At 48.4% G+C, this 10,881-nt stretch carries 11 protein-coding genes; all 11 read left to right on the top strand.

Going from position 1 to position 10,881, the window contains the following annotated elements; all coding sequences use genetic code 11:
- Positions 1-52 precede the first annotated feature (52 nt).
- The 11 genes from MHI45_RS06395 (at position 53) to MHI45_RS06345 (ending at position 10,766) form a co-directional block, all read left to right on the top strand.
- Positions 53-748 carry a redox-sensing transcriptional repressor Rex gene (locus tag MHI45_RS06395; RefSeq protein WP_256718060.1) on the top strand — a complete coding sequence of 232 codons (696 nt, stop codon included), beginning with the start codon at positions 53-55 and terminating at the stop codon, positions 746-748.
- Positions 735-2,036 (top strand): amidohydrolase, encoded by a 1,302-nt coding sequence (locus MHI45_RS06390; RefSeq protein WP_076109826.1) that lies wholly within the window; start codon positions 735-737, stop codon positions 2,034-2,036. The genes MHI45_RS06395 and MHI45_RS06390 overlap by 14 nt, the downstream gene beginning before the upstream one ends.
- A gap of 61 nt (positions 2,037-2,097) precedes the next feature.
- Positions 2,098-2,616: a cell wall elongation regulator TseB-like domain-containing protein gene (locus tag MHI45_RS06385; RefSeq protein ID WP_076109825.1), complete on the top strand. Its 519-nt coding sequence runs from the start codon at positions 2,098-2,100 to the stop codon at positions 2,614-2,616.
- 183 nt (positions 2,617-2,799) lie between these two features.
- The gene (locus tag MHI45_RS06380) at positions 2,800-3,870 is read left to right on the top strand and encodes a hypothetical protein (RefSeq protein ID WP_083675530.1); all 1,071 of its coding nucleotides are present in this window, start codon (positions 2,800-2,802) and stop codon (positions 3,868-3,870) included.
- Between the two features lie 26 nt (positions 3,871-3,896).
- Complete coding sequence (locus MHI45_RS06375; RefSeq protein WP_076109824.1) at positions 3,897-4,082, top strand: hypothetical protein; 186 nt, start codon at positions 3,897-3,899, stop codon at positions 4,080-4,082.
- A 333-nt stretch (positions 4,083-4,415) separates the two neighbouring features.
- Positions 4,416-4,958: a hypothetical protein gene (locus MHI45_RS06370; protein ID WP_076109823.1), complete on the top strand. Its 543-nt coding sequence runs from the start codon at positions 4,416-4,418 to the stop codon at positions 4,956-4,958.
- Positions 4,951-6,453: an AAA family ATPase gene (locus tag MHI45_RS06365; protein ID WP_038594398.1), complete on the top strand. Its 1,503-nt coding sequence runs from the start codon at positions 4,951-4,953 to the stop codon at positions 6,451-6,453. The genes MHI45_RS06370 and MHI45_RS06365 overlap by 8 nt, the downstream gene beginning before the upstream one ends.
- A gap of 132 nt (positions 6,454-6,585) precedes the next feature.
- The gene (locus MHI45_RS06360) at positions 6,586-7,458 is read left to right on the top strand and encodes a 3-hydroxyacyl-CoA dehydrogenase family protein (protein WP_038594395.1); all 873 of its coding nucleotides are present in this window, start codon (positions 6,586-6,588) and stop codon (positions 7,456-7,458) included.
- A complete protein-coding gene (locus tag MHI45_RS06355) occupies positions 7,455-8,663 on the top strand; it encodes an acetate/propionate family kinase (protein ID WP_038594392.1) in 1,209 nt (402 codons plus the stop codon). The genes MHI45_RS06360 and MHI45_RS06355 overlap by 4 nt, the downstream gene beginning before the upstream one ends.
- Before the next feature lie 21 nt (positions 8,664-8,684).
- Positions 8,685-9,980, top strand: a complete 1,296-nt coding sequence (gene asnS / locus MHI45_RS06350; protein WP_341118923.1) for an asparagine--tRNA ligase — start codon at positions 8,685-8,687, stop codon at positions 9,978-9,980.
- Between the two features lie 21 nt (positions 9,981-10,001).
- Positions 10,002-10,766, top strand: coding sequence for a DnaD domain-containing protein (locus tag MHI45_RS06345; protein WP_038594388.1), 765 nt, complete (start codon positions 10,002-10,004; stop codon positions 10,764-10,766).
- The last annotated feature ends 115 nt before the right edge of the window (positions 10,767-10,881 follow it).

The following is a 10,881-nucleotide window of genomic DNA, read 5'->3' as shown; positions in this document are numbered from 1 at the left end:
GTACCATAGGCTGTGTCCCGTTCGCGGAGCGGGCACTGCACGTGGTTGTCATATGATATCGCGTCAGTGCAATTCTAAATTAGGAGGAGAAAACATGAAATCGGATAAAATATCGGAGGCCGTCGTACGCAGACTCCCAGTGTACCTGCGTTTCCTGAACGATCTCCAAAAGCGTGAAATCTCAACCGTTTCTTCTCAGGAACTCGGGCAGAAGCTGGACCTTAATCCGGCACAGATTCGTAAGGATCTGGCCTATTTTGGTGATTTCGGCAGAAAAGGCATTGGATATGACGTGTCTTATCTCATCGAAAAGATCCGTCACATTCTGAAACTGGATCAACAAATCAACGTGGCCCTGGTGGGTGCCGGTAACCTCGGTCATGCCTTGTCCAATTACAATGCTTATCTGAAGGATACTATGAAAATCACCGCTGTATTTGATTCTTACGCTCCCAAGATTGGACAAAAGATCAACTCTCTTACGGTACAGCCGATGGAAGAGCTGGGTCAGACCATCCGCGATCAGGGAATCCGGATCGGGATCATCACTGTACCGGACAGCGAAGCACAGAATGTGGCTGATATTCTGGTAGAATCGGGCATCGAGGCGATCCTGAATTTTGCACCGGTCATTCTGAAGACACCTGCAACCATCCGGATTCATGCTGCCGACTTTACGACTGACCTGCAAAGTCTGGCGTATTATTTACATGATGGAAAGGAAGGAATTACAGATGAGCAGCAATAAGATGGTAATTGCAAACGGACGTTTTCTGGTTCCCGGAAGCGAGAAGCCTGTCTTGAGCGGTTATATGACTATAGAAAATGATTTGATCACATACATAGGGGAAGAGAAGCCCGTTATTGAAGAAGGCACAGTGACGCTCGACGGCAGCCGGCTGCTGTTCATGCCGGGTCTGGTCAACACCCATGGCCATGCTGCGATGTCGCTGCTGCGCGGCTACGGGGATGATATGGTCCTTCAAGCCTGGCTGCAGGAGAAAATGTGGCCGATGGAGGAGAAGTTTACCGGAGATGATGTCTACTGGGGCACTTCCTTATCCGTTCTGGAGATGCTGAAAGGCGGCACAACCACCTTTTTGGATATGTATGATCATATGGACCGGGTGGCCGAGGTGGTCGAACATTCCGGTATCCGTGCGGTGCTGATGCGAGGTGTTATTGGTCTATGTCCTGAAGAGGTGCAGAACCAGAAGCTTGCGGAAGCTGTTGCGTTCGCCCGCAACTGGCACGGCAAGGCTGACGGCAGAATTACATCCATGATTTCACCGCATGCCCCGTATACTTGTCCTCCGGACTTTTTCATGCGGTTCGTGCAGGCGGCACATGACCTGGACCTGCCGATGCATACGCATATGTCGGAAACGCTGCGTGAAGTGGAGCAGAATGCCGCTGATTACGGCCTGCGTCCTGTAGCGCACCTGGAGAAGCTGGGGATGTTCACCCGCCCGTCCTTAATCGCCCATGGTGTCCACCTGAACGATGAGGAGATCGAAATCCTCGCCCGCCACAAGGTGGGTGTATCCCACAACCCGGGAAGTAACCTGAAGCTGGCCAGCGGGGTTGCACGGGTGCCTGAGCTGCTGAGAGCCGGAGTCAAAGTTTCGCTGGGTACGGACGGGGCGGCAAGCAACAATAATCTCGATATGTTCGAGGAAATGCGGCTTGCAGCACTGATCCATAAGGGAGTCAGCGGCGATCCTACCGCAGTTCCGGCACCGGAAGCGCTGCTGATGGCCACGCAATACGGGGCGGAATCGGTCTTCCTGAACCAGGTCGGACGTCTTGCAGCGGGGATGAAGGCTGATTTTATTGCAATTGATATCGACCAGCCTCATTTACTGCCGCATAGCGACTTGCTCTCCCACGCTGTGTATTCGGCCAGCGCCAAGGATGTAGAGCATGTCTGGGTGAACGGCAAGCAGGTTGTGAAGCATGGTCAGTGCCTGACGCTGGACGAGGAAAAAATCCGCCGCAAGGCGCAAGAAACTTTTGAAGGGCTGCTGAAGCGTTAATACGACTGCCGCCGCAGTTGAATTTATAACGTTTCATATATTAAGGAAAGGAAGCTGCATTTTGAGGAAAAGGAAAAAATGGCTTCTGCTGGGGATCGCTCTGTTTCTGCTCATTCTGTTCGGTCTAAGCCAATTTTATGCCTATATCATGAAGGACCAATGGAATGAACGCAGCGCGGCCAAAGAAGTTGCCAAGACCCGGGCGGGACTTACTGAGATATCCAAGGCGCAGAAATCGGTATGGGACGAAAATTCGGTGTACTGGGTGCTGACGGGGAAAAATAAAGCCGGTACGGATCTGATGGTGTGGGTACGGTTCACCGTGGACGGCAAGCCGGCCGGCGGCGATAACGGAGTTTATGCGGAAGAGCTGGCCAAAGGAACCTCGGAGAAGCAAATCCGCTCCATTATAGCCTCCCAGCTGCCCGGCATCGATATTAAACGGCTGCTTCCGGGTGTATATAATGGAGAATATGCCTGGCAGCTTTTTTACAAGCAGGAAGGACGTTATTATTACAAGTTCTTTCGTTTTGCGGATGGTACAGCAATCGGTGATGGATATACTTTGCCGAGTAAGTAGAGGCAGGCTTGCAATAACAAAAAAAGCGGACAAAGCGGACAGCGCTGGTCCGCTTTTTTTGCTTTAAGGCGGTTTTTTATAAAGGATAACTCTGACATTTTGTAAAATTTATATTATCATTGGAATGAAACAGTGATTCTGAGGATTAAATTACATGTTCCTTGAACAGGTGGAGAGATACGTTTGAAAACGATGATGAGGCTTTACCAGGAAGGCAGAACGGACTACCAATCTACCTTTTTTGATTTGATAAACGGGGATACGGAGACCAAACAAACGAAAGGGCTTGCCTACCTTTTTTCAAGGTATCCAAAGTTGATCCGGTTGCTGCTAAGAGAGTTAAACCGCCGGAACCCCGGGGACACTCCGGCTTTCAAAGAAGATTATGATTTTGTTCAGGTGGACGCAGAAATGCTTGCGGCAGGAGTACATAAAATAAGGCGCGATATTACGTTGTCCTTGTTCCAGGGAAACCGCAAAAAACTGGTTATTGTGATCGAAGCAAAGAGCGCAGGGCTGTATGCAAAAGCTCAGGAAGTGTGCAGCCAGCTTGCCGCCTATTTGGATCCGAACAATTTTCCCCATGATGCGGGTGTGCCAGTCTATGGCGTCACCTTAACTAAATACAAGCTGATATATGATACTGGTTATCAATTTTTAAGTCTGCAATGGACAGATATCGTCGAACTGATCAATGAGATGATTAGAAGTGAGAAAAAATCGGGCGAAGATACCATCATTGCCAAGCAATATATTGATTTTATTCATGGGGTGGCGAAGGGCATGAAGTATTATGAGGTAGAGGTATTATCCGTTTCGGCTGGTAAAACGCATGAGCTGACTTATAAACATTGTATTCACGCTTGTCCGAACAGTGCAAAAGGGTATATTTACAAAACACCATTGTTTATCACTTTTCGTTCCGGCGGGGGCGGAGAAATGCATTGCCTGTACAAAATTGATGATATCGTGGTTCTTGATCCATTCACTCCATCGCTGGATGCGGTTCTTGAGGGGATTCAGCATGAGCTGGCTGCCAGAATCAAGACTTACATAACGGAGAGAATTCAGGGGGGCTATGGATTTAATCATCCAGGAGAAATGTACCGATTCTATGATCTTAGCCGGACTGACCTTATTCTGCTGCAGCATCGTCCCAAACCGGAGAAGAACGCCATGGGTGCAAGATATTACACACTGGCTGAACTCTTGAAAGGCGAGAAAATTGTAAAAAATGTAACAAGCAGTAGATAATAATTAGTTGATGATGGGGGAAGGGCATGGATTCTTTAACGTTAACGGTGTATGTGGTTTCTCTAGCAGTTGGCTTGGCAGCTGTGAAATATGGGAGAAAGAACAAAAGGAGAAAGCTGGTGGTTCTTGGCTTTATTATCCTTTCCTTTGAAATAGTCTTGCCAGTCCTTTCATTTGCCGCCGGATTTATGGATGCTGTGGGTGTTTATTGATGATAAGGAGTACATAAAGAAGTATATACAAATAACAATATCGATGTCAGGAGAAATTAATACATCAGTAGAATAGAAAAGGGCCTGAATGGATTAATCATTCAGGCCCTTTTTGCCGATAAAGGAGCAAAAATAGATGGGAATGCCCAGAAATTAGTATCAAAAATTTTAAATATATTCACACTTTCGTGCGAAATCGTATATACACCTGTGATATACTTCTATTTGTATTAAGACATGCTTAAGAGCATGTCAGTCTCGGATGAGCGCTAGACACGCTATTTATTGCAATTCATATATTTAGGTTTGGTCAACTTGAGAGGAGGACGTTTCTTGAAATTGCATCTTGTGCCTGTACTGCTAACGTCTCTGTTGTCTGCTGCACTGCTCTTTGGCAGCTTTTATGCTTATCGTCAATTTGCGGTCCATGAGCCGCTTGATAAGATAGTATCGGCTTATGAAGGTGTTAATCATTCACATATTACTATTAACCGCAATGAGGTAACCTTGAAACTGGATTTGAAACCTGGTACGAAATTGCGCGAGCTGGTGCAATATGTGAACACTGAAGGCAAGTCCGCTATTAATGGACGGGCGCTTAAGCTGGATGTTGATCAGCACTCCAGTGAACTGCTGGACGAATATTGGGATAAAGCCATGTTCTCAGTCGCAGAAGCAATGGAAAGCAAAAAGTATACACTAATACCTGCTAAACTAGATGGATTGAAAGAGCAATTCCAGGAATACAAGAATGTAACAGCGACAACTGAAATTGATGACAACAACGTCTATGTGAGCCTGAGCAACGGTGAAGAGAGCAAGTTCATCATTTTACCGCGTGCAGCGGCAACGATGGGAGTGTGGAACAATGCCTAAGTGGTGGAAAGAGATTGTAGCCGGATTTGTTCCGGTCCTGCTGATATTTATGGCTTTTGTGGGCATTAACATTATTCCTGTAATCATTGCAGCCGGTATGGTTTGTGCACTCCTGGTGATCGCCCATTTGCGAGGCGGGTTGACAGTGAATGCGGGCGGGGACAAGAAACGTAAGAAGAATGGCCCTTCCAAACTAACCTTTGAAGAAATCGGCGGTCAGGATAACGCGAAGCAGGAGTTGCGGGAAGCGCTTGATTTCCTGATCCGGCATGAAGAAATCAGCAAGTTCGGGATTCGTCCGCTTAAAGGGATCTTGCTTACAGGCCCTCCGGGAACCGGTAAAACGCTGATGGCCAAGGCTGCGGCGCATTATACCAATTCTGTGTTCGTTGCCGCTTCAGGCAGTGAATTCGTGGAAATGTACGTCGGTGTCGGTGCCGGACGTGTCCGTGACTTGTTCAAGGATGCCCGGACCCGTGCAGTGAAAGAGAATAAACAAAGCGCCATTATCTTTATTGATGAAATTGATGTTATCGGCGGCAAACGCGAGGGCGGCCAGCAGCGTGAATACGATCAGACGCTTAATCAGCTGCTGACCGAGATGGACGGGATCTATAACAATGATACACCGCGCATTCTGCTTGTTGCGGCAACAAACCGCAAGGAAATGCTGGATTCAGCGCTGCTGCGTCCCGGCCGCTTTGACCGTCATATCCAGGTGGATATGCCTGACAAGAAGGGCCGCAAATCAATCCTCGATCTGCATGCCAAGAATAAGCCGCTGCATGCTGAGGTGAATTTAGACAAGATCGCCGAGGAAGCCTACGGTTTCTCCGGTGCACAGCTGGAGAGCGTCATGAACGAAGCGGCGATTTATATGATGCGCGAGAATCTGACCGAAGTCGAGCAGCGCCATCTGGCGATGGCGATCGACAAGGTGATGATGGGCGAGAAGACTGACCGTGAAACCAATCATGAAGAGAAACAGCGGGTGGCCATCCATGAGCTTGGACATGCTATTATGGCGGAGCTGCTGCGTCCGGGCAGCGTCAGCCAAGTTACCTTGACTCCGCGTGGACAAGCACTTGGTTATGTACGTCACAACCCGCAAACCGAGCAGTATTTGTATACCAAGGATTATCTGGAGAATCAGATTATGATCGCGCTTGGCGGAGCAGCTTCCGAGGAGATGTATTATGGGGGCCGCAGCACAGGTTCACGCGGCGATTTCGATCAGGCACTTAATATTGTCGAGACCATGATGAAGTCGGGACTCACGTCACTTGGGATCGCCAACTTGGAAATGGTAACTACAGAAGAGCTGATGAAGGAAAATAGCAAGATTCTGGATGAGCTCATGGTTCGTACCCGTGACCTGCTCCAGAAGCAAAGAAATGTATTTGATTACTCTCTTGACATTTTAATGAAGGAAGAAGTCCTCTCCGGAGAGCAATTTCGTTGTCAATTTCGTGACAGTGTCCTTTTACCGGCATAATTCTTTATGCCGGTTATTTTTTTTTACTTTTCAGACATGCTAAGATATTATTATATGTCGGGCTACATATTTTTTACGACAGACAAGGTACAATACAAAAGTATAGATACCTGAAAGGATGGAGACTTTTTTATGAATTTTAAAAAAATAGGTGTCATCGGCGGTGGCACAATGGGACAAGGGATTGCTGAAATGCTGGCAGCCAAGGGTCTTGATGTAATGCTGGTGGAGAAAAACACAGAAAGACTGGAATACTCCTACGAAATGATCGAGACAAGTCTTGATAAGCAATTGGAGAAATGGGCGATTACCCAAGCAGAAAAGAAACTGATTCTTAGCCGCATCCAAAAAGTGACACATTTCGCCGAGCTCAGCTCGTGTGATATGGTCATCGAAACAATTACGGAAGATCTGGAAGCTAAGCAAAAAGTATTTAATCAGCTCGACCAAGTGTGTCCGAGCCACATTATTCTTGCCAGCAACACGTCAACGCTCAGCTTGACGGAGCTTGCCAGCTCTACAATGTACCCGGAACGCGTAATCGGCATGCATTTTATACATCCGGTAGGTAAGGTGGATCTTGTGGAGATTGTACGTGGACTGAAGACATCTGACAGTACCTTTGAAGATACCAAAGCTTTTGTTGACGAAGTCGTTGAGAAAAAAGGCGTAATGATTTATGAATCCCCAGGATTTGTTACTTCGCGCCTCATTTGCTTGTTCATTAACGAAGCTATGCATGTTCTGCAGGAAGGTGTCGCTTCCCCAGAGGATATTGACGACGCAATGCGCATCGGTTATCAGTTCCAGTATGGACCGCTTGAAATGGCTGACCGTTTCGGTCTGGATTCGATTCTTGCCGCACTGGATAACATGTTCCGTGAGTATGGGGAACTGAAATACCGTCCATCGACTATTCTTAAGAAGATGGTGCGTGCGGGACAACTGGGCATGAAATCGGGCGAAGGCTTCTTCAAGTATGACAAGGATGGTGACCGTGTATGAACGTATTAGTAATTAACTCAGGAAGTTCTTCTTTGAAATATCAGCTGTATAATATGACAGATGAATCTGTATTGGCCAAAGGGCTGGTAGAACGCATCGGGATGGATTCTTCCATTCTGAACCATAAGCCAACAGGCAAACCGGAAGTCACTGAAGTCAGTGAAATTCTGGAACACAATACCGCCATCCGCAAGGTTCTGGCTTGCCTGACAGACAGCGAGCATGGCGTAATCAGTTCGATCGAAGAAATTAATGCCGTAGGCCACCGTGTAGTTCACGGGGGAGAATTCTTCAAGGAATCCTCATTGGTTGATGGCGATGCCAAGTCGAAGATCCGTCAATTGTTCGACCTTGCTCCACTGCACAACCCGGCTGCTGTGATGGGGATTACGGCTACAGAAAAGAATATGCCCGGCGTTCCGCAGGTTGTTGTGTTTGATACAGCCTTCCACCAAACGATGCCTGAGAAGGCTTATATGTACGCTATCCCAAGAGTGCTTTACAACAAATACAAAGTCCGCCGCTACGGGGCACACGGCACCTCGCATGATTTTGTCAGCAAAGCTGCAGCGGAATATCTTGACCGTCCGCTCGAGGATCTGAAGATTATTACTTGTCACATCGGTAATGGTGCCAGTGTTACTGCGGTTAAAGGCGGAGTCTCTATTGATACTTCCATGGGGATGACACCACTGGAAGGTCTGATGATGGGAACACGCAGCGGTGATCTTGACCCGGCAATCGTTCCTTATGTGATGAACAAGGAAGAGCTGTCCGTAGGCGAAGTGAATTCCATGCTCAACAAACATAGTGGATTGCTGGCTATTTCTGGCATCAGCAGTGACATGCGTGATATTATTGATGGTGCAGAAAAAGGCGAGCCTAACTCTACGCTTGCTTTTGAAATGTATGAATACCGTCTGCGCAAATACATCGGTTCTTACGCAGCAGCAATGAACGGTGTGGATGTTATCGTGTTCACTGCCGGCGTGGGTGAGAATGCATCCCTGTTGCGCGAAAAAGTGCTGAATCAGCTTACGTTCCTCGGAATCGAACTGGATACAGAAGCCAATAAGGTTCGTTCCGGTGATCCGCGCCGCATCTCTACAGTTGATTCCAAGGTGCAGGTGCTTATAGTACCGACGAACGAAGAGCTTGTTATTGCACGCGATACCTATCGTATTGTGCAAGGGGTTAACGGCTAAACTAGAGGAGAGATCGTAGGCATGGCAAAAAAGAGTGTAATTAAACGCGTTAATGAACATGTCGGAGAGAGTGTTGTTATCGGCTGTTGGGTAAACAACAAGCGCTCCAGCGGCAAAATTCAATTCCTGCAGCTCCGGGATGGTACAGGCTATATCCAGGGTGTTGTAGTAAAATCCGAAGTGCCTGAGCAGGTCTGGGATGATGCCAAAAGCCTTACCCAGGAAAGTTCCTTGTATGTGACCGGCATTATCCGCGAAGAGCCGCGCGCTCAATCGGGATATGAGATGACCGTAACGGGCATCGAGGTTCTGCATCTTACAGAGAACTACCCGATCACACCGAAGGAGCATGGCATCGATTTCCTGATGGATCATCGTCATCTCTGGCTCCGCTCCGCGAAGCAGCGGGCCGTATTGGTGATCCGTGCAGAGATTATCCGCGCTATTCAGCAGTTCTTTAATCAGAACGGGTTCACAAAGGTGGATCCGCCGATCCTGACACCGACATCGGCTGAGGGCACCACCAACCTGTTCCACACGAAATATTTTGATGAGGATGCCTATTTGACGCAGAGTGGCCAGCTTTACATGGAAGCTGCAGCAATGGCGCTGGGCCGCGTGTATTCCTTCGGTCCTACCTTCCGTGCTGAGAAATCAAAGACCCGCCGCCACTTGATCGAGTTCTGGATGATCGAGCCGGAGATGGCTTTCACGGATCACGAAGAAAGTCTGAAAGTTCAGGAAGAATTCATCAGCTTTATCGTACAATCGGTACTGACCAACTGTCGTGCTGAGCTGGAAGCGGTAGGCCGCGATGTCTCCAAGCTGGAGAATATCAAAGCGCCGTTCCCGCGTATTACTTATGATGATGCGATTAAGTTCCTGAACGATAATGGTCATGAAATTGCCTGGGGCGACGATTTTGGTGCGCCGCATGAAACTGCAATTGCTGAAGCCAATGACAAACCTGTCTTTATTACGCATTATCCGGCTTCGTTCAAGGCTTTCTACATGAAGCCGCATCCTGAGCGTCCTGAAGTTGTACTCTGTGCGGATATGATTGCTCCGGAAGGTTACGGGGAGATTATCGGCGGATCGCAGCGGATCGACGATCCGGCATTGCTGGAGGAACGTTTCAAAGAACATAATCTTTCGATGGATAGCTATAAATGGTACATGGATCTGCGCACCTACGGTTCAGTGCCGCACTCCGGCTTCGGTCTTGGACTCGAACGCACAGTGGCCTGGATTTGTGGTCTAGATCATGTGCGAGAAACGATACCGTTCCCTCGTACGCTGTACCGTCTCTACCCGTAAGGGCATAAAGGGGGCTGGTGCATGGACGGCAAAGGATGGAGTACATGGGGCGAAGGAATGGCTGCTGGTCTTCAGAACGGAATGGCCATCATTCCTTATGCACTCTTGAAGCATTACCGGAAGCTGAATCTCAGCGGCAGTGAGGCGATGCTGCTGATTCACCTTCTGTCGTTCCGGCAGGTAGAGGGGATCGACTTTCCTTCGCTGGAGGAACTGCAAGCTGTAACAGGCCGAAGTATCGCTGTCATAGCGGGAGAACTGCAGAAGCTCATGAAGGAAGGGTTTATCAGCATCGACGAAGATAATGATGAGCTGAGAGATATCCATTATGAGCGCTACAACTTCTCTGGAATGTATACAAAGCTTGGTGCTTATCTGGCTGAAGCTGCGAAAGAGGCTTCAGAGGATAAGAACGCTGGCACGGCTCCTTCACGGGAGGCAGCCCGCTTTACTACCGGTTTTCCCGTTCTGGACGGGGGATACGGCAGAACGGCTGTCGCTGTACCCGGCAAGGCCGCTGAGGAGAGCCGCAGTCTGTTCAGTATCTTCGAGAAGGAATTCGGCCGTCCACTCTCTCCGATGGAATGTGAAACAATCTCCGGCTGGGTGGATCAGGACCGGTACCCGGAAGAGCTGATTCTGCTTGCCTTAAAGGAATCGGTATTCGCCGGGAAGGTTCATTTCCGCTATATTGACCGCATCTTGCTGGAATGGGCCCGCAACCGGGTGAAAAACGCCGAGGATGTTAAGAACTATACACAGAAGTTCCGCAGTGGTGGAAGATAGCGGCACAAACGGAAGAACCCTGTTGCTGGGAGTAAAGCAGCAGGGTTCTTTTTTGTTGTTTGCAACAATCGAAGCGTGGATAAGTTTCGAAGAAGCTGAATAATAAGAAGCCCGC

This window comes from Paenibacillus sp. FSL H3-0321, from assembly GCF_038002865.1.
In the GTDB taxonomy this organism is placed as follows: Bacteria; Bacillota; Bacilli; order Paenibacillales; family Paenibacillaceae; genus Paenibacillus_AQ.
The sequence above is the reverse complement of the archived record's forward strand: the minus strand, read 5'-3'. Positions and strand labels throughout refer to the sequence as shown.